The organism is Polluticoccus soli, assembly GCF_029269745.1.
GTDB lineage: Bacteria > Bacteroidota > Bacteroidia > Chitinophagales > Chitinophagaceae > Polluticoccus > Polluticoccus soli.
The window spans coordinates 404,868-430,004 of the sequence record NZ_JARJHT010000002.1; the positions used below are offsets into that span (position 1 = coordinate 404,868).

19 protein-coding genes are annotated in these 25,137 nt (G+C 45.9%); 3 read left to right on the top strand and 16 right to left on the bottom strand.

What is annotated here, in order from left to right; translation table 11 throughout:
• Positions 1-18 precede the first annotated feature (18 nt).
• Positions 19-879 (bottom strand): pirin family protein, encoded by an 861-nt coding sequence (locus P2W83_RS12440; RefSeq protein WP_276134067.1) that lies wholly within the window; start codon positions 877-879, stop codon positions 19-21.
• A gap of 852 nt (positions 880-1,731) precedes the next feature.
• On the opposite strand from P2W83_RS12440, the gene rpsA reads away from it, so the two are divergent.
• Positions 1,732-3,543, top strand: coding sequence for a 30S ribosomal protein S1 (rpsA, locus tag P2W83_RS12445; RefSeq protein WP_276134068.1), 1,812 nt, complete (start codon positions 1,732-1,734; stop codon positions 3,541-3,543).
• 263 nt (positions 3,544-3,806) lie between these two features.
• Here rpsA and P2W83_RS12450 read toward each other — a convergent pair whose 3' ends face one another.
• On the bottom strand, positions 3,807-5,477 hold the full coding sequence (locus P2W83_RS12450; RefSeq protein ID WP_276134069.1) for a T9SS type A sorting domain-containing protein: 1,671 nt from the start codon (positions 5,475-5,477) through the stop codon (positions 3,807-3,809).
• A 336-nt stretch (positions 5,478-5,813) separates the two neighbouring features.
• Here P2W83_RS12450 and P2W83_RS12455 point away from each other — a divergent pair, with 336 nt between their 5' ends.
• Positions 5,814-10,100, top strand: coding sequence for a S8 family serine peptidase (locus P2W83_RS12455; protein ID WP_276134070.1), 4,287 nt, complete (start codon positions 5,814-5,816; stop codon positions 10,098-10,100).
• 3 nt (positions 10,101-10,103) lie between these two features.
• On the opposite strand, the gene P2W83_RS12460 is transcribed toward P2W83_RS12455, so the two are convergent.
• From P2W83_RS12460 to P2W83_RS12480, 5 genes are all read right to left on the bottom strand, one after another.
• Positions 10,104-11,354: an NAD(P)/FAD-dependent oxidoreductase gene (locus tag P2W83_RS12460; protein ID WP_276134071.1), complete on the bottom strand. Its 1,251-nt coding sequence runs from the start codon at positions 11,352-11,354 to the stop codon at positions 10,104-10,106.
• 83 nt (positions 11,355-11,437) lie between these two features.
• On the bottom strand, positions 11,438-12,421 hold the full coding sequence (locus P2W83_RS12465; RefSeq protein ID WP_276134072.1) for a pyruvate dehydrogenase complex E1 component subunit beta: 984 nt from the start codon (positions 12,419-12,421) through the stop codon (positions 11,438-11,440).
• A 60-nt stretch (positions 12,422-12,481) separates the two neighbouring features.
• The gene (locus P2W83_RS12470; RefSeq protein ID WP_276134073.1) at positions 12,482-13,003 is read right to left on the bottom strand and encodes a hypothetical protein; all 522 of its coding nucleotides are present in this window, start codon (positions 13,001-13,003) and stop codon (positions 12,482-12,484) included.
• Between the two features lie 2 nt (positions 13,004-13,005).
• Entirely contained in the window at positions 13,006-13,986 is a 981-nt protein-coding gene (locus tag P2W83_RS12475) for a proline and serine-rich protein 1 family protein (protein WP_276134074.1), read from the bottom strand.
• A 12-nt stretch (positions 13,987-13,998) separates the two neighbouring features.
• Positions 13,999-14,499, bottom strand: a complete 501-nt coding sequence (locus P2W83_RS12480) for a biotin/lipoyl-containing protein (protein WP_276134075.1) — start codon at positions 14,497-14,499, stop codon at positions 13,999-14,001.
• 164 nt (positions 14,500-14,663) lie between these two features.
• On the opposite strand from P2W83_RS12480, the gene P2W83_RS12485 reads away from it, so the two are divergent.
• Positions 14,664-17,258, top strand: coding sequence for a M1 family aminopeptidase (locus P2W83_RS12485; protein WP_276134076.1), 2,595 nt, complete (start codon positions 14,664-14,666; stop codon positions 17,256-17,258).
• Here P2W83_RS12485 and coaE read toward each other — a convergent pair.
• The 9 genes from coaE to P2W83_RS12530 all read right to left on the bottom strand — a co-directional run bounded on the left by coaE (position 17,255) and on the right by P2W83_RS12530 (position 25,071).
• On the bottom strand, positions 17,255-17,848 hold the full coding sequence (gene coaE, locus P2W83_RS12490; RefSeq protein ID WP_276134077.1) for a dephospho-CoA kinase: 594 nt from the start codon (positions 17,846-17,848) through the stop codon (positions 17,255-17,257). The genes P2W83_RS12485 and coaE overlap by 4 nt on opposite strands.
• Positions 17,849-17,858: 10 nt before the next feature.
• Positions 17,859-18,206, bottom strand: coding sequence for a preprotein translocase subunit YajC (gene yajC / locus P2W83_RS12495; RefSeq protein ID WP_276134078.1), 348 nt, complete (start codon positions 18,204-18,206; stop codon positions 17,859-17,861).
• A gap of 26 nt (positions 18,207-18,232) precedes the next feature.
• Positions 18,233-18,700 carry a DUF1573 domain-containing protein gene (locus P2W83_RS12500; RefSeq protein ID WP_276134079.1) on the bottom strand — a complete coding sequence of 156 codons (468 nt, stop codon included), beginning with the start codon at positions 18,698-18,700 and terminating at the stop codon, positions 18,233-18,235.
• A 19-nt stretch (positions 18,701-18,719) separates the two neighbouring features.
• Positions 18,720-19,658, bottom strand: a complete 939-nt coding sequence (gene nusB, locus P2W83_RS12505) for a transcription antitermination factor NusB (protein ID WP_276134080.1) — start codon at positions 19,656-19,658, stop codon at positions 18,720-18,722.
• Between the two features lie 64 nt (positions 19,659-19,722).
• Positions 19,723-20,286: a hypothetical protein gene (locus P2W83_RS12510; RefSeq protein WP_276134081.1), complete on the bottom strand. Its 564-nt coding sequence runs from the start codon at positions 20,284-20,286 to the stop codon at positions 19,723-19,725.
• Positions 20,287-20,340: 54 nt separating this feature from the next.
• Positions 20,341-21,921, bottom strand: a complete 1,581-nt coding sequence (locus P2W83_RS12515; protein ID WP_276134082.1) for a DHA2 family efflux MFS transporter permease subunit — start codon at positions 21,919-21,921, stop codon at positions 20,341-20,343.
• A 17-nt stretch (positions 21,922-21,938) separates the two neighbouring features.
• The gene (locus P2W83_RS12520; protein WP_276134083.1) at positions 21,939-23,066 is read right to left on the bottom strand and encodes an HlyD family secretion protein; all 1,128 of its coding nucleotides are present in this window, start codon (positions 23,064-23,066) and stop codon (positions 21,939-21,941) included.
• Between the two features lie 24 nt (positions 23,067-23,090).
• The gene (locus P2W83_RS12525) at positions 23,091-24,452 is read right to left on the bottom strand and encodes a TolC family protein (protein ID WP_276134084.1); all 1,362 of its coding nucleotides are present in this window, start codon (positions 24,450-24,452) and stop codon (positions 23,091-23,093) included.
• Complete coding sequence (locus P2W83_RS12530) at positions 24,445-25,071, bottom strand: TetR/AcrR family transcriptional regulator (protein WP_276134085.1); 627 nt, start codon at positions 25,069-25,071, stop codon at positions 24,445-24,447. Before P2W83_RS12530 ends, P2W83_RS12525 begins: the two co-directional genes overlap by 8 nt.
• Between the last annotated feature and the right edge of the window lie 66 nt (positions 25,072-25,137).

Genomic DNA, 25,137 nt, shown 5'->3' on the forward strand with positions numbered 1-25,137 from the left:
CGTTTGTATTTGTCATTGTTACAGCATGATACGTTGTTCTTCCGGCACCGTGTCGATATGCGGCATCCTGCCCGCCCGGTAGTCGTAGAACAAGCGCGTAATGTCCTGCGGAGTATCGGCTATGAATGGTCCGTGTGCCACAATGTTATCGCCCGTTGGTTGTCCGGCATACAGTATCAGCCTTGTGTTGCCAGCACCTGCGCTTAGCTGCAGTTCGCTCATGCCCGGTGCATTATGAATATCCAGCCAACCCGACTGGTCTGTTTTGAGCAGTTTCTTGTCTTCGCCAACTTCAACGCTACCCTCAATAGGGTAGAGCATGGTATTGTAACCAGCAGGTAGTTGCAGGGTAGTAGCGCTGCCTGCTTCCAGGCTGATGTCGGCCAGGATGAAGGGCGAATAGTTCTCCAGCGGAGAGGTCAATCCTGCCAGCGAGCCGCTGTAGACTTTAATGTTCATACCGTATTCCGATTTCTGCGGCACACGCTCCGGCGGTAGGTCTTGCAGGCGTGGAGTCGTCCAGCGGTCTTTTTTAGGCAGGCTAACCCAAAGTTGCAGTATGCGCATCTTCATGGGCTTGTCGATTGTCTCGGTGTGTACCACACCGCTGCCGGCCGTCATGATCTGCAGGCCTCCTTTTTTCATCTCACCCATTTCGCCCTCCAGTATCAGTGTTACGGTCTCAAACCCGGCATGAGGGTGCGGGCCACCTGCCGGCGAATTATCCTTTTTATCCAGCATATCGTCCATCAGCACGATGAACGGATCACTGTTGGCAAAATCGCCATATATCACAGGCCGTGCTATATGTCCCGCGCCCAGGAACCCCGGTTCCGCAGGTGGTGTTTCGATTCGTGCCAGTTTCCTCTTTATCGTCATGGTATATCCTTTTTATTTATGTGTTCCGGCTCTATTGCCGGAATACAAATTTACCACTGAATGGAGGGGGATAGAACAGTGGTAACTTTTGGGTAACCGGTTACCTGGAGGTAAGCGGTATTATGAAAGATACGAGACGTCCCTCCTCAGTTTGAGGAGGGACAGGTTTGCAGAGAGTCTCGAAGAGCTCGTCGCAAACCAGGGTGGTTGATCAGAACTGTACCGTCGTTGATTTGGCTTTGTGCATATCCTCAGCAACCACCCCCGGCCCCTCCTTAAAACAAGGAGGGGAGGTGTTATGTTTTATTAAGCCAGTAAATTGTTGTGTATTTGTGATAATGAACCTTATCAACCTTGCGATGTCAGAACCGATTTATTGAATTCATGAATGGCCAGAATTCGGGAAATTCCCTAATTCCACGAATTCCGGTTCAGACCTTTCCGACAATCCCGCACGCGCGGGGTAACAAATTGGGGAGAAAATGGAGTACTGTCGCGGCAATCAGCGGAATCCCTCCATCATTCCAATTTGTGTTTCTGACATTTTCCGGAGACAAATCTATACCTCGGGAGATTTCTCGCGCTGCTCGAAATGACGAGTTGATTTCTGCATCATTTAGTAATACTTTAACGCTCAAACCTGTGCCGATAGTACACAGAAGAAAATAGATAATGCGTCAGTTGTAACAAAACCTGAATTTGACCAGTTGGATATGTTTCCTCCGAAAATCCTCCCCAAATCGGCAACAAACGGCAACAAATTCTGGAAAATCGGGTGATTTTTGGCCGATTTTAATAATATATCACTATCTTTGCCATCCCAAAAATCTACTCAAAAGGAGGACTTTAAATTTGGAAGAAAATCAAATTATTAACCAACAAACAAGCGCCCACGACGATTTCGATTGGAGCGTAGACAAACGCAACGTTGCTTCTTACTCACAAGAAAAGCGTCAGCAACTGGAGAAAGTGTATGACAACACTTTCAAAACTATTGAAGAATCAGAACTGCTGCAGGGTACTGTAGTAGGCCTGACCAAAACCGACGCGATCATCAACATCGGTTTCAAATCTGACGGCCTGGTATCGCTGAACGAATTCCGCGACATCGACGTTAAGATCGGTGATGACATCGAAGTAATGGTTGTGGAAAAAGAAGACCGCAATGGTCACCTGCACCTGAGCCGCAAACTGGCGCGCGCAGCACGTGCATGGCAGAAAATTGTTGACTTCTACAAAACCGGCGAAGTGGTTACCGGTACTATCACCTCTAAGACCAAAGGCGGTCTTATCGTGGATGTGTACGGTCTGGAAACCTTCCTGCCTGGTTCACAGATAGATGTGAAGCCTGTTACTGATTACGATCAGTACGTAGGCAAAACTATGGATTTCAAGGTAGTGAAGATCAACGAAGCTATCCGCAACGCTGTAGTATCACACAAAGCGCTTATCGAAAGCGATATCGAACAACAACGCAGCGTTATCATCTCGCAGCTTGAAAAAGGTCAGGTACTGGAAGGTACTGTTAAGAATGTTACCGACTTCGGTGCGTTCATTGACCTGGGCGGCGTAGACGGTCTGCTTTATATCACAGACATCAGCTGGGGCCGCGTAACGCACCCGAGCGAGGTTCTGGAAAATGGTCAGAAACTGAACGTGGTTGTTCTCGACTTCGATGACGAGAAGAAACGCATCAGCCTTGGCCTGAAACAACTGACTGCTCATCCTTGGGATAACCTGCCTGCTGAAATAGTAGAAGGTGCTAAGGTGAAAGGTAAAGTAGTAAACATCGAAGATTACGGTGCATTCCTGGAGATCATGCCTGGCGTAGAAGGCCTGGTACACGTTTCTGAGATCACCTGGTCTTCTCAGCCTATCAACGCGAAGGAATTCTTCAAGATGGGTGATGAATACGAAGCACAAGTTGTTACCCTTGATAAAGACGAGCGCAAAATGAGCCTGTCTATCAAACAACTGACTGAAGATCCTTGGGAAACGATCGAGAACAAATTCCCGATCGACAGCCGTCACAAGGGCACAGTTAAGAACATCACTCCTTACGGTGTGTTTGTTGAATTGGAAACTGGTATCGGTGGTATGATCCACATCAGCGACCTGAGCTGGATCAAACGCTACAACCATCCTAACGAGTTCACTAAAGTAGGTGAGCAGATCGACGTAATGATCCTGAGCATCGACAAAGAGAACCGTAAACTGGCTCTTGGCCACAAACAACTGGAAGAAGACCCCTGGAATACTTTCGAAACTGTATTCCCGATAGGTTCTGTACACGAAGGCCTGGTTACCCGCAAGGATGACAAAGGTGCTACAGTACAGCTCCAATACGGTCTGGAAGCTTACGCTCCTGCACGCCACCTGCGCAAAGAAGATGGCACTAACGTAGAAGCTGAGCAAACACTTCCGTTCATGATCATCGAATTCGATCGCAACGACAAACGCATCCTGGTATCACATACCCGCATTTGGGAACAAGCGAAGAGCGATGAGAAAGAAGCTGTGAAGAAAGAAGCAGCTGCTGAAGGTGAAAAAACCAAGAAAGCAGTTAAGAACATCCAGAGCAAAGTAGAGAAGCCAACACTTGGTGACCTCGGCGCACTGGCTGAACTGAAAGAGAAAATGAGAAAAGCAGAAGGCGACAACTAAGCCTTAGCTGATAAAAGAAAAAGCCACCCAATACTGGGTGGCTTTTTTCATTTGCTGTCTTGTAAAGACAGTTAATGGGTTTGAACATCGGCCAGCCATGGTGGACGTGTCTCTGAGTCCTCCCTTGTGTGGTTGACCCTTATTATAAGCAGGCTAGGTAAGTTGTTAAGGAAGCCCCTTAGGTAGAAACATTGGATGCCTATGGCATTGGTTTTAAAATGATCGTGCATTAAAAAGCCCCGCGTTAGCGGGGCTTTTATTTCTTATTGCTTGATGAAGCGATGTGTTATCGTTGTATTGGCTGACTCTAGTTTTATCAGGTAGAGTCCGTCGTTAAGTTGATTGATATCGATCTCTCCTTGTGGTTTGAAAGAGGTCTTTACTAGCTTACCGGTGATGTCATAAATATGCGCGGTTGCAATTGGTTCTTTGCTGATGATATGCAGCTTGTCGGTGGCAGGGTTAGGCCAAATGTTCAGGCCATCATTTCCTGCGACTTCTTCGATCGAGGTGGAGATCGCAAGTGGTACTAATGGACCGCCGAGAGCGGTAGCATAGTAAAGTCCCCATGGAGCGCCGTTGCTGTTACTGGCTGGACTCTGAAAGCCAGACATCAGTAAAGTAAGCGCTTGACCCTGCAGGCCATCTGCTAAAAGTGCGCCTTTGTATTTCTCGATCTCAATAGACCCGTCATTGTTAGTTACAGTAAATACGTAATTCTTATTAGCAGGTAGTGAAACGTACGGTATGAAGTTTCCGTATATAAGGTTGTCTGCGAGGATATTTGTTCCTTCACGAATGTCAACTGTAGGTATATCCGTAACGCCGTGAGTCATCAGGATGTCGGTATTTGCCGTGTTCGAGCCTTCTTCCCGTGCAGCATTGAAACTACGGATCGCCAAAGGCACTATAGGGCTATATCCCGATGTACTTTTAATGCCATCGAATGTTACTATATAGCGCTTGCCCGAATCAAATTGGATATTCTGTGAGTAAATGACATCGGCTACGGATGTACTTGTCTTGGGGGCTAAACCAATGCTTTTCGCAGCAGCTACGTCAACATCCATAAAGCCTGTTGCTGTTCTGAATGTAAAGTTGTCCAGTAATTTATCTCCATCAACATATACATCAACCGTATCCAGGCTTTTATCCGGACTGTTGTGTATCAGTTGCATTCTTGCGTAAGCTTCAGGGTCGGTTGTTGTGAGTGGGATAAAGGGACCACCTGACGCCGGCACAAACATCACATTAAACGCAGGGCCGTTATTATTGGCCAATGGATTCATAAAACCGCTTGTTAGGATCAATCCTGCAGTACCTGGCACCGTGAGCGACAACAAGGGGAGATCATATGTTTGGATCGTTTTACTGCCTGTGTTATTTGTCAGACGGAACTTATGGTCGCCGAAAGGTACCCGCAGGTAACGGTGTATAGAACCAAATGCCAGATCGTTGACAAGAGTTTCGGTTCCCGCCCGGACATCCATGACAGGAGCATCCGTGGAACCATTTGCGACCAGTAAGTCAATATCAATTGCGTCGTGTGAGATCTCTCTTGCGCCCATAAGGGTGTCAAGTCGAAAGGTCTTAAAAGGATTATAACCTGTATTTGTGATCAACCCATTAGCTATGATAACAATGGTATCGGGTTGACCAAGCAACATATTCATGGAATAAAACACGTCCATAGAAGACGAGCTGGTGTTAGGTGCGATACCTAACTGAAACGGCGTGGTTGCCGGTATATCTACAAATGCAGTCGCCGATCTGAAGTTGAGGTCGTCGATAAATAAGACGTTATCAATGTAGATGTCGATGCCCGGAAGTGCAACATCGGCAGCATTGTTGATGAATTGGGCCTTAGTAGTAGGTTGGGCTTTAAGTGAAATAAAGCTTGCGCAACATAAGATCGCGAGTAGAAGTCTTGCCATAGCGCTGTAATGTAATTTGTGTTTTTTTGATCGAAGGATAAATATAATGAAAACGATGTAATTAACAGTGTTTCATCACTCCATAACCACTGGAAATTTCAAGTTGATTGAATGTAGTAACTTGTACTAATTATGAGATATTGCTCCATCCGTCATTTTGCCCTAAGCTCACTGTTTCTGCTGCTTTTGTCCTCGCAAGTCGGAATGACTATTGCCCAAACATCTCCAAATGAAGTATTTACCTATAACGGAACTACGATTCGGGTTTCGGAAAACGCATCACAATGGCTGGATCAATATCTCAGGGCTAAATCACGAAAAACGACTCAGGTTATCGTGAAATTTCGGACCGCTAATATTGGCACACAAAGTAAGGCGAGTCCGTTGAGCGGCTTGCGGGTTGTTAGTCGAATTGGCGACAGGTTATATACGGCGATCATTGATCAGGAAGCGACAATGCGTCTTTCGGAGCAAATCGAATTTATCAGCGAGGTAAAACCGGAATGGAAACTTTCAGAATTGCTATTGCCTGTATCAGGGAATGACAAAGTTGAAATTATTGCCTCTTTTGTTTCAGGAGTGGGTCATGAAGAAATTGAATCGTCCATACTATCGCTAGGCGGAGAACTGATACCAACAGATTTGCAGTCGTCTGGAATATATAAAGCCAATGTGCCAGGGAGCAAATTGAAACAATTGGCTGCGTGGTATGGTGTTGAATATCTCAGTCGTGGCTCGGAGGACGTACCATTAAATTTTGAATCAAAAACAGCTACTAAGGCAAATCTCGGCTCTTTGGCAATCGGTAGCGGAGGCTTTGGGTTAACCGGAGCGGGCGTTACGATCGGTGTTGGCGATAATATATCGGGTATTGGCCATATTGATCTTAGAGATAGGGTGATCAACTATGCCCCCGGTCCATACGCCAATCACGGTGTTCATATAAATGGTATTGTTGGGGGGGCGGGAATTGTTGATCCAAAAGGAGAGGGATTTGCACCGCGAGCTACTTTAGTTGATCATTTGTTTAGCCAGGTTTGGGAACAAACAACCGCAATGTACCAGGCGCACAACATGACCATCACCAATAATTCTTACGCGGCGGTAATTGGCAGTTGTAATTATGCAGGCACTTATGATGTAAACTCCCTTGCTGTTGATAAAACTGCATTACAGCATCAGGACGTTTTGCATGTTTTTGCAGCGGGCAATGACGGCTATTTGAACTGTTCGCCTTTTCCGCAAGGATTTGCGACAGTAAACGGTGGTTACCAGCCAGCCAAGAATAATATCGTTGTCACGAGCACCGACAAACGATATGTGAATGCCTCAGATGGCGGACGAGGACCGGTGAAGGATGGCAGGTTAAAGCCTGAGATAACTGCTGTAGGAGTGGATGTCAGGTCTACAACGCGCAGTGAGGAATATCTTACATCTGGCGGTACCAGTATGGCTTGTCCTAACGTATCGGGGGCTTTGGGATTGCTGACTGAAAGATATCGTCAATTATTTGGCAATGTAAATCCACCCGCTGTAGTGCTCAAAGCTATCTTGTTAAATGGTGCTACGGACATTGGTAACCCAGGTCCTGATTATCGATTCGGTTTTGGCTTTATGAACATTGGCCGGTCGCTGCAGATAATGAATAGTAACCGTTTCAACTCAAACAATGTTGCTAATGGAGGACAACAAACATTCAATATAACTGTTCCACCTAATACCGCACAATTGAAAGTAATGCTGTGCTGGCACGATGCTCCCGGCAATCCCGCAATGCTGAAGCAGCTGGTGAATGACCTTGACCTTGAAGTGGCCGAACCAAATGCAACAGTTCATCGACCTTTAATTCTCGACCCGTCAGCCCCCAACATCTTGAACAACGCGGTAGAAGGACTGGATAGGTTGAATAATGTTGAACAGGTGGTGGTTAGCAATCCAGCGCCAGGTAACTATATCGTAACAGCAAAAGGGTTTAACATTCCCATGGGTAGCCAGGACTATGTGATCGCTTACGATTTTGTGCCGTCGGGTGTTGCAATAACCTATCCAACTACCGATGCGAAAGTAAAAGCCAACGACTCGCTACGCATTTATTGGGATGCAAGCGATGACAACAACACGTTTGCGCTTGAGATCTCTGATAATGCCGGTGGTAGCTGGACAACGATCAGTAACAATATACCAGCGAGCCAGCGCTATTACACCTGGCTAATACCTTCCATCAATTCGGGTAAATGCCAGATGCGTCTTACAAGAAACAACACCGGGCAGTCGTCAACCACAGGGGATTTTATTATAAATAGTCAGCCGGTTGCGGAGCTCGATGCAGTACAATGCCCCGGATACATTCGGTTGAAATGGAATAGCATAGCGAATGCAACAGGTTACAGGATGTACAGGAAAATTGGGCCAGCAATGGTAGACGTTGCAACAACATCTTCGACTACATATGATTTTACGGGTCTTTCGCTGGATAGCATCTATTATGTAGCAGTTGCTCCTATTGTCGATGGTCTTGTTGGTCACAGGAGTATTGCTGTGAAGCGTCAACCTAATACTGGAGATTGTGCTGGTAATATATCCGATGGTGACCTGATGCTGGAGCGAATTGTGGGACCCAATACCGGCAGAAAATTTACGAGCACAGAACTAAAAACGAGTGAGCCCATTTCTGTACTTGTACGCAATCTTGATGATGTGACCACCAATAACTTTAAGTTGTCCTATAGTGTTAATGGCGGGGTATGGCAGTCGCAGAATTTTACTACGCCGATATCGGCAAATAGTAACTTGAAGATAGACCTCGCTAACATAGATTTGTCTGCCCTAGGTGCGTACGACGTACAAGTTGCAATTCAAAATTTGTTGGCGTCAGATCCGGTGTCGGCAAATGATACAATTGTAAAAACAGTTAAGCAATTGAGTAACGACCCGGTATCGCTGGCGAGTACCTTTGTTGACGATTTTGAGAACCTACCTGCATTATTAGCGACAACAGACCTGATTGGCGTTTCAGATCGTTGGGATTATTTAAATAATACCGATACAGGACGTTTCCGGAGTTTTGTCAATCCTTCGATCACGTTGAACGGTCAGCGTTCCATTAGCCTTGATGCATACAAATCAACACCGGACAATCAAAATGACTTCATTGGCACATTCAATCTTGCAAATTATAATGCCTCGGTAGAAGAGGTGCGTGTTGAATTTGACTACCTGGTCCACGGTCGGCCAAAGTTCAGGGAAGGCAATGAAGTATGGATACGTGGTAATGACACACAACTATGGCAAAGTTTATACACGTTTAATCCCGATAGCACTGGCAAGGTGTTAAATACTGGCAGCCTTTCGATAACCGACGGTCTGCAGGGTGGAGGACAGAATTTTTCAACCAGTTTTCAGCTACGTGTTGGGCAGCACGATAGTTCTGTGATAGCAGCACGTAATTATGGGAACGGAACCACCTTTGATGACGTTAAACTGTATACAGTACAGAATGACATGCAGCTTCTTTCAATAGTGGCACCGGGCAATTCTGAATGTGGTATCACCGGTGCAGAACCTCTCGTCATCCGTCTGCGAAATGGTGTCAACCAGGCATTGACTAATGTTGAAGTGAATTATCGTCTCGATGAAAATGCTGTTGTTACTGAAATATTGCCGTCGGTAGCCGGAAAAACAACACGCGATTATTCATTCACTGAACTGCTCGATCTTTCGCAGCCTGGAGCGCATAATCTGAGGGTATGGGTTAATGCGCAGGGCGATAGCTATCATAAAAACGATTCGATCAATAGTTACACGATACAAAATCAGCCATTGATCACTCAATATCCATACTTCGAAAATTTTGAATCAGGTGCAGGTGGATGGTTTAGCAATGGACAAAATAACTCGTGGGAGTTTGGAGTGCCGCAATCACCAAAGGTTAATAAGGCCGCTAGTGGAACAAAAGCCTGGAAAACTAATCTTGACGGTAACTACAATGACCTGGAGTTTTCTTTTCTCAATTCGCCTTGCTTCGACCTAAAGGGCATGTCCAATCCAACCTTAAGGTTCAAAGCTGCGATGGATATTGAGAATTGCGGTGGTATCCTGTGTGATGCCGGGTACGTAGAGTACAGTACAGACGGAGCCACCTGGACTCGTCTCGAAGACCAGAAAAAAGGCATTAATTGGTACAACGATACGGCTTATAAGGTTTGGACGATTGAGGACTTTACTGCATGGCATGAAGTGTCTTCGCCTTTGCCGAAGGAGAACAATACTATTCGCCTGAGATTTGTTATGATGTCTGACCAAAGCTCAACTAGAGAGGGAATAGCAATAGATGATGTTGAGGTGTTTGATAGAATGCTGGTACCAGCAAATACCCTTGTTAGCATCGGTCCTAATCCTACCTACGATGGTAAGTTTAATATAGTATGGGCAGCCGCATCAGGTACGGAAATGCAGATAACCATGACCGATATATTAGGTCGCGAGGTATTCCGAGGTACGGTTACTGCGCAGGAATCATTTAATCAGTCGACCATTCAGACCACGCACTTCAACTCAGGTGTGTACCTGATGCGCATTGAGTTTGCCAATAAAACCTTTAGTTATAAGATCGTGTATCTCTAAGCTCTACTTGTTTAGCAGGATCTTGGCATAGAAAGACGGTTTACGTAGCTGTTCGCGCAGATCCATGTCAGTGAACATGCAGCTAATGGTTTTGCTGAGCGAAGGACTTTTGTTCGCCTTGTTGACCACAAAGTTGAACAGCCATGGATAACGACATAAACGCTGCAGTGTAGCGCTTATCTTCAGTTCATCACCCAGGCGTTTATATAGCACATCGTCGTACGCTTCTTTGAGGAAGGTGCGATCGTAACGCGCTGACTGCAACGATTTTTCTATTGCATATGCTGCAAGCATACCACTGTATAAAGCATTGCCGATACCTTCACCACTGAATGGATCTATTAAGCTGGCCGCATCTCCGGTAAGTAGGAAGTTGTCTCCCGATATAGGGGACTGGCTCATGCTCATGGGTAAACCCCAGCCTTGAATCTTATCTACCAGTTTTGCTTTGGCAAAACGGTCCCTGATATTGGGATTGTTTTTGATCGCGTTGAGCATTTGCTCCCGCAGATTGATCTTCTTCGCGCGAATGCGTTCTGACAGGATGCCAACGCCAACATTCGCCATTCCATTAGGCAGCGGAAATATCCAGAAATAGCCTGGAAGCATCTCGGGTAGGAAATGCAGTTCTATAAAATTGTTTTTGTCCAGCCCCGTTACGCCCTCATAATAAGCACGAAGGCCAACAGCATAGGCTTTAGCGTTCGAGTTATCATTAAGGAATTGCTTGCGTACTGCGCTCTTGTCTCCATCTGCACCAACTATCAGCGGCGCCGTTACCTCATATGTCTCATTGCCATTTGTGAATACTACGGTTACCTTTTCTTCTGTTTTGTCTATCGATTTGATAGTAGACTGCTGGTAAATAGTAGCATAGGGCGAAGGTAGTTTTTGAAACAGGTAGTTGTCGAAGGTCATTCGTGGCGTGGTAAAACCTGGTGCCTGTTCTCCGGGTTGACGGTTGGGGTTATATGGTATATTTAACGCTTTACCATTGGGGGCTACGAAAATAATTCCATGGCTAGGTGTATAATCATGTTCTGCTTTAAATATCTCCTGCAGCCATTCAGGGTTTGCCTTGCGTAATACAAACGCAGTCTTTCCACTGCAGGCATCACCGCAAACCTTATCGCGTGGAAATGTCTCCTTTTCGATGATCACGTGCGGAATACCGGCCTGGGTAAGATATATACTGGTACCTGCACCGGCTGGTCCGGCGCCTATGATGATAGCTTTGGTTTCGATCTTATTCACAGTCATGAGGGGTAAAAATAAACTAATAGACCATAAAATAAACAGCCCCTTTACAGGGGCTGTCAAATATCTGTTGGAGTGAACTATTTTACCATGTACATCACTTCCTTAACCAACTTCACAGTGCGTGCAACATCTGGCAGATGCAGTGCTACCAGGTTTGGTGCGTAGTGCATATTAGTGTCTGCCGAAGTGATACGGCGGATCGGCGCATCGAGGTAATCGAATACTTCTTTTTGTATCCTGTAGCTGATCTCTGAAGATACACTGCTGAATGGCCATTGTTCTTCAACGATCACCAGCCTGTTTGTTTTCTTAACTGATTCAGCTATAGTTTGCCAGTCAAGCGGGCGGATGGTACGAAGGTCGATCACTTCGGCCTCAATGCCTTCTTTTGACAGTTCTTCAGCTGCACCTAGCGCTACTTTCATCATTTTGTTGAACGAAACGATGGTTACGTCTGTACCCTGGCGTTTTACGTCTGCCTTACCTATTGGGATCAGGTATTCCTCTTCAGGTACTTCACCCACGTCGCCATACATTACCTCGCTTTCCATGAAAACAACAGGGTTCTCATCGCGGATAGCAGATTTCAGCAGGCCTTTCGCGTCGTATGGATTAGATACAGAAACGACTTTGATACCTGGAATGTTGGCATACCAGCTTTCAAATGCCTGTGAGTGCTGGGCACCCAACTGGCCGGCAGAACCATTCGGTCCGCGGAATACGATCGGGCAACCGAATTGACCGCCGCTCATCGAGCGCATTTTTGCTGCGTGGTTCAGTATCTGATCCAAGGCCAGAACCGCAAAGTTCCAGGTCATGAACTCGATAACAGGCCTTGTCCCGTTAGAAGCTGCGCCAACACCAATAGCGGCAAAGCCCAATTCTGCGATGGGGGTATCCAGAACCCTGTTCGGGCCAAATTCGTCCAGCATGCCTTGGCTTACTTTGTAAGCACCGTTATACTGAGCTACTTCTTCACCCATCAAAAACACGCGTGGATCACGACGCATTTCTTCTTCCATCGCCTCACGTAATGCCTGCCTGAATGGTATTGTACGCATAAATTATATTAAATGATAATTTTCAATTCGTTAAATGGCCGTAAAGATAGTAATTGAAGTTTACTTTTCGGTAGGGTGAAATGTTACAGTGCTGGTCATCCCGTTTTCAGTAAAACGGAGCTTTAGCACAGTGTCCTCCAATTGTAGTACATCCATTTTTATCTTATTACCGGTACCTTTCATCTTCATCTCATCCAGTATCAGCGCACCCTCGTCATCGAAATACCAATTGGTTGAATCTGGCTGGCCACTGAAATTCATCATCGCCTTACCATCTTTCATGAAATGAAACCAGGTGTTTTTAACGGCGTGTTCCTGCATGCCTTTAAAATCATTAAGCTGCATTCTCAGTGATTCGCGCATGCTGTCTACATTCTGAGTGCCGTACAAAGAATCGTTTTGCTTAGCCGTTGTGTTTTTGCCGAAAGTATCGAGAAACGCGGCCTGATCAGCGATCATCTGGTCCATTGTGGGGCTTTCAAGCGCAACGGCCTGCCATTTCTTTGTGATCTTATCCTCTTTCTTGTCTTTGCAAGCTGCGAACAGCAATACGATTGGTGCGAGTAAAAGCAGTTTTTTCATAACTATTGTGGTTGAACCAGAGAGCGAAAATATTCTTTCCATTCGTCAGCGGTTAAAAGATTTTCCAGCCTTTTGAAAGCAGACTGGTCGGTGACACGAGGATATACTTTTTTTAAGTACGTATAACGCTCATTGTCGCCCGGCAATATCTGGGTCAACTGTCTTACCTGGTTCGAGGTATAACAGTTGCCTTCAATTTTGTCAAGCAGATATTTGAGCTTGCCAGAAGTTGACTTGGTAATAGCCTTTTTATAGATGTTGTCAAAAGCATCGTTACTTAAGGCTCTCGGACAATCGCTATTGGTAGTTGCAAGTGAATTTTTAGCTACACCTCCGGCTGGCAGCGTATTGCCTGTGCGATCGCTTTTTAGCTCCACATTGTCTAAGAATACCGGCTCGTTGGTTGACTCTTTAGTCTTATCGGTTTTGCCAGTAGGAACTTTAACGCTAGTTTTTGGTGTTTTAGCAACGACTGGTTTGGCTGTTTTGCCCGAAGTTGCCGGCTTTGTAGTTTTTGCTACAGAAGGCGTCTTTTTTACAACAGGTTGCGCATCCTGAGGAACTACTGGCGTGATGTCGTCGACAGGCACTGTCGGTGTGCCCGCGGTATACGCAGTGTAATTGTCATCGCCTGCTTTGTTGCCGGCAGGGATATAGAACTGACGGTGAATGTCGTAAAGTGAGAAATCAGCACCTTTTTTGGTCAACAGAAAGCCTCTAAATCCATTGTCCGGCACGTTGACGGTGAATTTTTGTGGCGCATATACGTTTTGCTGAAACAATACCTCGATGTTCACAGGTCCTGGTGCCAGTTCTGAGATGATGTAGTAGTTCTTGCCAAACCGTGGCAGCATCTCGTCTTCATATTTCACGTAGAACGGTGTCTCTTTATCTCCCTGGATATAGACATACGAGAAATGCTGTTGCGCCTTTACTACAGTAAGGAACAAACTGAAAACAATAACTGCAAGAAATCTCAGCATCAGGCAAGAGGGTTATTCCAGTTCTATCAATATCGCACCTTTTTCTACAGCAGTGCGTTCGTCAACTTTAATGGCTTTGACTGTAGCGGGTCCACTAGCTTTCAGCACATTTTCCATTTTCATGGCTTCCAGCACCAGTAACCCGTCGCCTTTATTTATTTGCTGGCCGGGTGTTACAAGTACCCTCAGTATCATACCTGGCATTGGTGCTTTCACCGGCTCTACCTTTTGCATGGCTTTCAGGTCCATACCCATGCTGGTCAGCAACTGGTCAATCGGCTCCCTTACGGCTATTTTATACACTTGCCCATTGACGCGCACCGACAGTTCTTTCTTTTTAGTATCCACCTGCTCGATCATGGCCGTGTAGCTCTTATTGTTGTGCAATATGCTGATCAGGCCATTAGGCTGCACCTGGGCATCCCAGAGAGCAGGGGTGTTGTTAATCGTCCATTGGCCGTCCTCGTTTGCTACCGAAAATGTCTTGCGTTCGTTTACTGTGATCTCCAGCATGTAAGCGTAGTCTTGAAGTAGCAAAAATAATCAATTAGCGTTGGGAATGCTCAAATTTGAAGAATGTACCCCAAATATGTTGTTAAACAGTATTTCACCCATAAAAAGGGAGTATAAAAAGACAGTGATGTGTTAGTTTTAGCCCCGCAACTAGCCTTCTATATATGAGCCGTTTTTTTACAGCCTGCTGTTTACTCTTGATACTTTCGTCGTGCGCCAATCGCAGGGTGGGTAAAAATGTGATGCTAGACCCTGTGACGGTGACCAGCTCTGGAAAAGGATTGGATCTATACAGGGCCACGCCTCCGCTGGTTTGGGATATTACGCACACACGTGTTGCAATTAGTTTTAATCTTACTGAACGCACTGCTGATGGTCAGGCCTGGATCAGTCTCCATCCCTATATGTATCCCACGGATACGTTGGTGCTGGACGCTAAAAGCATGATGATACAATCGGTTATGCTGGACGGCGCAAATGGAAGAACATTGCCATTCGAGTATAGGGACAATAAGCTAAAGATACGTATGGGTAAGGAGTATCTCTCCAAGGATACCATCCAGGTTTATATCAAATATAAGGCAATGCCATACGGCACCGAAGTTGGTGGAAGCAAGGCCATAGCTGAGGACAGGGGCTTATATTTTATTAATACCGACCATGCGGTTCCGAACAAACCAGTGCAAATATGGACGCAAGGTGAAACTGAAGCCACCTCGCATTGGATGCCGACTTTCGATAAGCCCAATGAAAGGTTTACAACACAGGTCGAGATCACCGTGCCGGATAGCTTTAAGACCTTGGGTAACGGTTACCTATTGTCGCAAGTGCGTTCAGGCGCAAGGTTGCGTACAGATACCTGGATCATGGAAAAAACAATACAACCTTATGTGGCTATGATGGCCATCGGCAATTATGCCGTGGTAGAAGATAAATGGAGGGGCAGGGAAGTAAGCTATTATGTAGAACCTGAATTTGAGCGTTACGCCCGGTTGATGTTTAAGAATACTCCGGATATGATAGAGTACTTCTCGAATATTACGGGTGTTGCTTATCCCTGGAACAAGTATAGCCAGGTGGTAGTGCGGGACTATGTTTCAGGTGCCATGGAAAACACTACCGCCACCGTTTTTGGTGAATTCATGAACCAGAACGCACGCGAAATAGCTGATAAAGACCATGAAGATGTTGTTTCGCACGAGCTGTTCCATCAGTGGTTTGGCGACTATGTTACGGCAGAGTCTTGGACTAACTTGACAGTTAACGAGTCTTTTGCTACCTATGGCGAACAACTCTGGCGCCGGCATAAATACGGTGATGCCTCAGCAGATGAACTGGCCCATGATGACCTGATCAAATATCTTTCGTCGGCAAGGCAATCTGAACCACCCTTGGTTCGTCACCGCTATGCTAACCGGGAAGAAATGTTCGACCTGATATCCTATCAAAAAGGTGGGGCCATACTTAAGTACATGCATGGGTTGATGGGCGACTCGGCTTTTTTCAAATCCATGAAATTGTACCTCACGCAAAACGCACTCAAGCCTGCAGAAGCTACGCATTGGCGTTTGGCGGTAGAAGAGGCAACTGGCCAGGACTGGAACTGGTTTTTCAATCAATGGTACAACAAGGGCGGATTTCCTGACCTGGAAGTATTATACAACTATGATGATGCCGCACAACAGCTGGTGGTAACAGTTGAACAAAAGCAGGATAGCGCCTCATTCATATTGCCATTAAAGGCAGAAGTACTATATGGCGCCGACAAAACCGTTGAAAATTGGAATGTCAGGAGCAGGAAAGAACGATTCATTTATCCATACAAGAACGGAGTTCGCCCGGTTGTGATCCCCGATTCACGCAACTGGCTGGTTGGTAAGATGGCCGATAAAAAGCAACCTGAACAGCTGAAGGCTCAGTTTGTTCAGAGCAAAGAAAATTATCTGAACCGTTACCGTGCTGTAACTGCTGCCAGCAAGCAGCTTTCCGACAATAACGCCCAGGAAATATTTACTCTCGCACTTGCTGATAAGGAACCCGGAATTCGTGAACAAGTATTGCGGTACCTCGCAAGACAAACTGATAAAAAATGGCAGGATAAATGGCGCCAGGAAGTAGCTTTTACAGCCGTGAATGACGGTGCGGCCAGGGTCAGAGCAGCAGCCTTCGACGTGTTGTCGGCCTGGAAAGTAGAAAGTAGTAAACCAGATATGCTGGCTGCTCTTGCCGACAGCTCCTACAATGTTGCAGGAGCTGCGCTAAATGGGCTTTACAAGTTAAAAGATGATACAGCATATGGTCTCTCTAAACGTATGCTTCAAACGGATCCCAAAGGTCGTTTGCTATTTACAGCCCTCGAGATCGTTGGTGAAAAAGGGAATGCCGAAGATGTTGCATTGTACACCAGCCGTGCACCATATTTATACGGTACCAATAAAATAGAGTTTGCTAACGCAATGGCGACCTATTTAATTAACGTCCGCGATGTGGCTGCATTCGAGAGTGCATTGCCGACCTACGTACAAATGGTGAATTCTGAGAGTATTAGTTCGTACCGCTTTGCTATCGGTTCATTCTTTTTTGAAGCAGCAGGAAACATTAAGGAACTGTCTCGCAATGCTCGTACCAACGCAGAAAAAGATGGTGCAGAGCAGAAGTTGAGTATTATGAAAAAGTACGCGGAACAAATACTGAACAACGAGAAAGAGAAGAACTATCAGCGGCAATACAAGAATACCATGAAGGTATTCGGTAGCTAGGCCTGAGTTGCCTGTTGCAGGAAAAGTTGGTGCAGGTGCAATACCTGTGGAATGATTGGTACAATGTCGTCGTTGGTGATAATGTGATCGCAGAGTTTCATTTTTTCTTCGTCGTTCATCTGCTGCGCCATTCGCGAGAGGACTTTTTCCTGCGATATCCCGTCACGCTCCATCGTGCGTAGTATGCGCAGTTGCTGGGGAGCATAAACACCCACCATCAGGTGCATGTCTTTAAAGCTGCCACTTTCAAAGAAAATCGCAGCTTCTTTTATGATATAAGGCGTATCCTGGCTTTCCATCCATTGTTCGCCGTATCGGATAACCGCCGGATGCACAAGCTTATTCAGTTCAGTAAGGATGTCGGGACGTCTGAAGACAATCGAAGAAACCTGTTCCCGGTCCAGCACGCCGCCCTGGTAGATGTTTTCTCCAAACAGCATTTTGATGCCATTAATGAGGATGGCATCCTTCTCCATAAGATAGCGCGCAGTTTTGTCGGCATATAAAACAGGTATGCCAAGTGTTTCAAACACCTGGCATACGGTTGTTTTTCCCGATCCAATGCCTCCTGTGATACCTACTTTCAGCATTGGTTGGATATTATTTTGCAGTAGCTACACCCTCAACTTTCTTGCGATGAGCAGCAGTCATTTCCATAGACACTGCACTGCGCTCGATGGTGATAAATGTACCGTGGCCAACTTCCAGTTTCAAAGTGCCGTCTTCGTTTACTCGGCTGATGGTACCATGGATACCAGCGGTAGTCACGATCTTTTCACCGGCAGCAATCGTGTCGGCAAATTTCTTTTGTTCTTTGGCACGTTTTGCTTGCGGACGTATCATGAAGAAGTACATAACGCCGATCATACCCACCATGAACAAAAGTGAGAAGTAAGGGCTGCCGCCTGGCTGAGCCTGTAACATTACTGTCAGGAGATTTACGAACATATTGGTGTTGATTAAAGAATTTAAAATTAATTTTCTTTTACGTCGGCCTTGATATACAACATATGTGTGCCGCGCTTTGAGTTAGTAGAAATGTTCACCGATTTTTCCTGGTGACCAATTTTGTCTGTCGAGTTGAACATCACCTTCATTGTGCCAGTTTGCCCTGGTTGTATAGGTTCACGTGGGTAGTCGGCAACGGTACAGCCACAAGAACCTGTGGCGCCGCTTATAAGCAGTGGCTTCTTACCGTTGTTGGTGAATTCAAACCCATAGCTCGAAGTTTCACCTTCGCGCATTAACCCAAAGTCGTGCAAGGTGTCTTTGAAGTCCATTGTGGGCAAGGCATTGAAAGCCGCAGTATCAGTGCCTTCTGCAGAACGCGGGTTGGATACCAGGTCTGTAGGCAACAGGTCCTTATTGTCCTCTTTGGGAGCTTCGTTTTTACAGCTTACCAAAGCCATAAGTGCTATTGCAATAAGAAATCGTCCTTTCATAACAGATGCGGATGCAAATTTAAGATTTACGCGTACGTTCCTGTTTATTGATGAGATTTTCTTTTTCGAGATCTTTCAGAATATTGTCGAGTACGCCGTTCACAAACTGGCCACTTTGAGGTGTGCTATACAGTTTAGCGATCTCTATATATTCATTGATAGTAACCTTTGTAGGGATAGTAGGGAAGTACAACATTTCGCAAACACCCATGCGCAGCAGCAATAGGTCTATCAGGGCCACACGTTCTGCGTCCCAGTTTACCAGCTTTGGTTTGATAAACTCCATGCAGTAATCCGTTTTGTCGATCACAGTACGCATCAGGTTATGCGCATATTCCCTTTTTTCAGCAGAAATAAGGTTGAGGAAGTTGATCTTCTGGTTGCTTTTGAAGAAGTTCTCCATCAGCATTTCGGTCATTTCTTTATCGTCTTCCCAGTGTGGAAGTTCTTCAGAAAAATGCTCTTGCAAAGCTTCATTTTCCAGCATCTGCTTTTGCCAGATGAACTGTATGATCGCTTTTTCTTTTTTAGCATCCCTGCTTTGCTCAACTGCGTATTCCTTGTACTCCGGAGTTTTTGTCAGTTGTTGATATAGCTTTTTTATCCATTCCTCGTCTACTGCATGCGTTATCTTGGCTTCCTTCGTTTTTTCAATAAAGGTTTGGTTAGACAGTACCTGCCAAAGAAACTCGTTACCGGCAATTTTTGTGCTGACGTTCAGATCCTCCTGCGTAGGCAGGTATTTCGATGCGCGTTGTCTCGCGTCTAGTTCAGCGTATTGGGCAACACGCGTGATATACAGTATGGAGATGGTAAATAGATCGAGTGAGTGGTTGAGCTTTTCATCAAGTAATTTAGCTCCAGTCTTTTTGTTCAATTCCTGGTCATTGGGCTCGGTTGTAGCCACTGTGTACAGCGTTTGCATTACCTTCACCCGAATGTTCCTGCGACTTATCATATATAAAGAACCTATTTAGCCGCGCAAAGATAGGATTTTTTGGGCTTTTTACCTTAGAAAACTACTAAATGCCCGCCAGTGCTGCAATGCAGGCTTCCCGGATGGTCCAAAGCTCGTCCAAACTGTATTTTGAGCCCGTTTCGAGCCGCCATTGGTCCAGGTAACCTTTGTGATAAATTACTTTGAAATCTGTTATCTGGTCAGGCCGTATTTCTGTCTCTTCAAGCAAGTCAGGGAGAAAGTTCAGCGGCTTCCTCGCAGTGCAATCGATAACCTCGTTTCCGTACCGCAGATAATTATGCGCTTCGGGTATATATTCCAATCCATGCTGTTCTAAAACTTTAGCCACCGGTGAACTGTTAAGAGCATTCATTTTATAAATACCCATGGTAAGCTTCAGGCCCTTAATCCCGTTTTCTTCGGCTAGCTTGAATAGGAGAGCGTGTTTTGTGCTGCAGGTGCCACAGCCGTCGGAAAATACCGAAAGGAGGTTATTCTTGTCTGCATTGCGCCCATAGGGTAGGTTTGTTATATAGTTGCAGGCATCGCCAAAGGTTGCAGCCTGCACACTCTTAAAAGCTCCGGAAATGACGCCCTCGGCAGAAATAGGGAAATCAAGATGTACCATAGCATAAATATAAAAAAAGGGCGCTGCATGTGCAGCGCCCTTGTGTCTACCATTCTAGTGCATTGCTTCCGAAATATCTACTTTGTTCTTCTTGTTGGTTTTGATCATCAGGATAAATGGTATACACAAAAGGAACATAATACCTATGTACAGGAACACGTCCATATAAGAAAGTACTGATGCCTGTTTGCTTACAGAGTAATCCATCAGTTTGTAGGCACTCTGTAAAGCCACATCCGGTGACATGCCTTTAGCCATAAACGAAGCCTGTATGCCTTTGATACGCTGGATCACACCAGGATCATTTATATCCAGGTTACTCACCAAAGCACCCCTATGTGTCACAGTTTGTCGCGCCATAAATGTGGTGATAAGCGCGATGCCAAAGGAGCCGCCCAACTGGCGCATCATGCCGGTAAACGAAGCTCCCTGGCCGATCTCACGTCCTTTTAGCGTCGAGAGTGACATGGTTGTAATAGGTATGAATAGCATACCCATACCTATGCCACGCACTATCAGCATCCAGAAAAACGAGTCAGAACTGGTGTCTGGTGTTAATATCTTATAACCCCAGAAGCTGTAAACAAAGAATAACAGCATACCGCCGGCTATCAGGTATTGCTGAGGCACGCCTTTTTGTAAAAGGTTACCGATGATCGGCATCATGAAAGCGGTGGTTAATGCCGCCGGGATCATGAGCATACCCGATTGTTGTGCAGTCCATCCTAAAGTAGCCTGTGTGTAAAGCGGGATGATAAATGTTGAACCATACAAGCCAAACCCAAGTATGAACGAAAGGATAGTCCCTATCCGCAGGTTGCCGTTTTTCAATACCCGCAGTTCTACAATAGGGTTTCTAAATGTCAGCTCACGCCAAATGAAGAAGTAAAAACCGAGAAATGCGGTGATTGTCGTCAAAATGATAGCAGTGCTATTGAACCAGTCATCTTCTTGGCCCCGTTCCAGTACATATTGGAGCGATCCTACCGCCATAGCGAGGAAGGCGATACCCCACCAGTCAATATCTGATTTACTGGTCTTTTCTGCATATTTGGGGCTCTTAACAAACTGCAGCGTAAGCAGGGTAGCAATAACGCCGATCGGTATGTTGATATAGAAAATATATGGCCATGAAAAGTGATCAACGATGTAGCCACCAAGTGGCGGACCAAGTGTCGGGCCGATAATCACCCCCAAGCCATATATAGCCTGAGCCATACCTCGTTTTTCGGGTGGATAACTTTCTGTAATAATGGTTTGGGATGTTACCAGGAGGGCGCCACCTCCAAGACCCTGTATGAAACGGAATGCTACCAGCTCCCAGATATTGGTGGCATTACCACATAGAAACGACGCTACGGTAAAGATGATGATCGATGCAGCGAAATAGTTGCGTCTGCCAAACTGTTGCGACAGCCAGCTGGTCATCGGCACGATGATCACGTTCGCGATAGCATATGCCGTGATAACCCACGCTACCTCAGTTAGTGTTGCACCAAGGTTACCACGCATTTCATTCAGGGCAACGTTCACGATGGTTGTGTCGACGATCTCCAGCAGCGCGCAAAATATTGCCGTGATGGTGATGATCACACGCCGGAATCCATATTCTACTAACGAACCTTGTTCTGTCATTTGTGTTGTTTAACTACTTAGTCTAAATGAACATCTACGTTCACATTCATACCCGGACGCAGCTGTTTAACTGTCTTGTCTGCAGGATTAGTGAACTCGATTTTTACCGGTACACGCTGCACGACTTTTACGAAGTTGCCCGAAGCGTTATCCGGAGGCAGCAAGGCGAATTTTGCACCTGTGGCAGGCGAGAATGAGGTTACTTTCGCCTCTAATTCGTGACCAGGAAATGCGTCGACATGTACCAGTACTTTTTGGCCCATTTTCATTTTATCGAGCTGTGTCTCCTTAAAGTTTGCCACAACCCACATCGGTTTATCCATCACAATGCTGAACATCGTTTGACCTGCCTGAACGAACTGACCTGATTGAACGTTTACCTTAGAGATAACTCCATCTTCCGGGGCTACTATCGTAGCATAAGAAAGATTGAGCTTAGCGTTCTCTACATCAGCCATACGCTGTTTTATGGTCGCGTTGGCTACACCGATCTGTTCAGCGGTAGCATTGCTTTGAGAAGCTACAGCAGTAGTTTGGCGAGCTGCAGCGTTTTTTTGCTCCTGCAGTACCTGCAGTTGATGTTCAGCAGTTTGTTTTTGCGCCAGCGCTTGCTCGTATTGCTGTTGGGTAATTGAATGGTCTTTTACCAGGTTGGCGTAACGGTTATAGTCTTGCGTAGCACGCCAAACATTAATTTTAGCTGTCTCGATCTGCGCGTCTACTGTAGAAACGTTTGCTTGTGAAGATGCAACGTTTGCTTTAGATGCGCTTGTTGTAGCTTCAGCTACGTGCAGACCGCCCTGTGCCGCAGCCAGTGCAGCCTCGGCTTGATCCAGCTTGATCCTCAGGTCGCGGTCATCCAGTACAAACAATACATCGCCTTTCTTCACCTTCTGGTTATCAGCCACGCGAACTTCGGTTACAAAACCGGATACTCGTGGTATCACCGGGCTGATGCTGGCTTCTACCTGCGCATCGTCGGTGTCTTCATGGTGCATTGAATGAACGTACTTGGTCAGGCCGAACGCTGCGCCACCCAACACCAGTAATCCCAGCACTACGGCAAACCGCTTGTTGCTTTTTTTAGGCGCCTGCTCTTCCTTAGTGATCGAGATGGTTTTCTTAGCTTCTTTAACGTTTTCCATATATTGGTTTTGACTGTGGTCTTTTTATTTGTTTGTGATCTCAGGCGTTAATACACCTGCTGTTTGTAATAGTTTATTGTACGATACCATGGCCTCCGCTTCTGCCACCGCCTGGTTAAGCCTGGCCTGTAGCTGGGCTACGTCGGCATCCAGCAGATCGGTAGTAGTAGCGAGGTTGTTAGTGTGTTTGTTCTTAACGATCCTATAGTTTTCGGTGGCTTGCTCAACGGCTTTAGCATATACTTCTATCTTCTTTTTACTAGAAAGGAAGTTTTGATAGGCCTGTGCTGTTTGTAGTCTTACATTGTCCGTAAGCAGGTTTTGGCCCATTTTCACTTGCTGCAGCTGTGCCTTTGCCTGGGCTACCTTTGAGCCTGTTTTCCAGAGTGATGAAGGACTGTATTTTACTCCAACACCCGCATTCAACGCGTTGGTTAGTGTAAGTACGTCAGGGATGTTTGCGCCTATATAACCGCCTGTTAGCGCCAGCGAAGGGTAGTATTCACCTTTTGCTGCTTTCACACCCGAATTTGCAGCTTTGATCCTCATCTCAGAAGCAGCAATGTCGGCGCGGTTTTCCATGGCTTTTGATTCCCATGTAGTATACCCGTCAACCTCGTTTGGCGATTTGAATTCAGCACCATCAGGAACCAGGTCTGTGTTTTCAGCCAGGCCCAGCATCAGGTTCATAGAGATGTTGGTGAGTTTCCATGCATTCTCTGCATCCAGCAATGCCAGTTCTACGTTAGACTGCTGCAGTTGTGCTTTCAACAGGTCATTCCTTGCCAACAAGCCATTCTTTTCAAGGTTGCTGAAATCAGCAACTCGTTGTTGCGATTGTTTCAGGTTTTCTTTTACGAGGTCCAGCGCTTCTTTAGCCTTATATAGGTTGCTGTAGGCAGCGATTGTGTTCTCAATTACATCCGCGCGATCTTTCTGTGCGTCGAGCTTTGCTGCTTTTTCCAGGTACTTTGCTGCGTCTATGCCGTTTTGTATCCTAAAGCCCGCAAATACCGGTAACGAGAGATTGGCCATCCCGTAACCAACTTGTTTAACCTCTATTGATGAAAGGCTGTTACCTCCAGTGCTACCACCGCCTTCCCCTTGTTGAGGAGATTGCGTTTTCAGATCAAGTGTTGGCTTGTTCAGTCTCATATACGAGCCGGTGATCGATAGGTCGGGTAATCTTCTCTCTTTTGCTTCGCGCAAAGCAGCGGTCGCTTCTGTCACTTTCGCTTGCTGCAGTTTTAACTGGTTGCTGTTTTGCAAGCTCAGTTGTATTGCCTCGCTAAGTGAAAGTTTTCGTGTTTCTTGTCCTACAGCATCGAATCCGGTCATCAGGCCGATAACCGCAACAATTGCTGTTAAGATTTGTCTACTATTCATTGGTCAGTGTTGCTTTAAAAAGGCCTTTTAAATGTGTGTTTAGTTTTTCCTTGAGGTGTTTTTGAAATTCTTCTTCTGACAGGTGCTCCAGGTTGCTGATCCTTCTATAGAATTTCTGGGTAGACACAAACTGGTTAGCAGTGCCAAACAGGGTGGTCATCATCATCGGTACATCGATGTTTTGCTTGAAAACGCCTGCATCTTGTCCCTCCTGCACCAGTTTTTTAATAAGCTCATGGTTGCGGCGTTTTGTTGCATCCAGGGCCTCGAGGATAGACCCTTCTGTTTCTGTGACCTGTAGGCAGATCATCAGCTTGTAATAACTCTGTTGGGAGATTACTTTCTCAATAAACGTATCTATCAGCTTAAAGATCTTTTCTAGAGGATCCAGGTCTTTGTTGCCCAACAAGCTCTCGATCTCCAGTTTCACCGTTTCGGCACGGCGCTGGAAAATGGCGCTCAGCAGTTTTTCCTTTGAACCGAAATAGTACGAGATCATGGCCACATTTACATCAGCTTCACGGGCTATATCCCGTACGGATGTACCGTCGAAACCATGCAGCGCAAAGAGCTCTTCGGCTATCTTAAGTATCTGCAGCTGTTTTTCGTTGTATTCCATTTTTCTGAAATGCGGGGCAAAGTTAAACGATCGTTTAAAACTAAACAAACGTTTAATTAATAATTT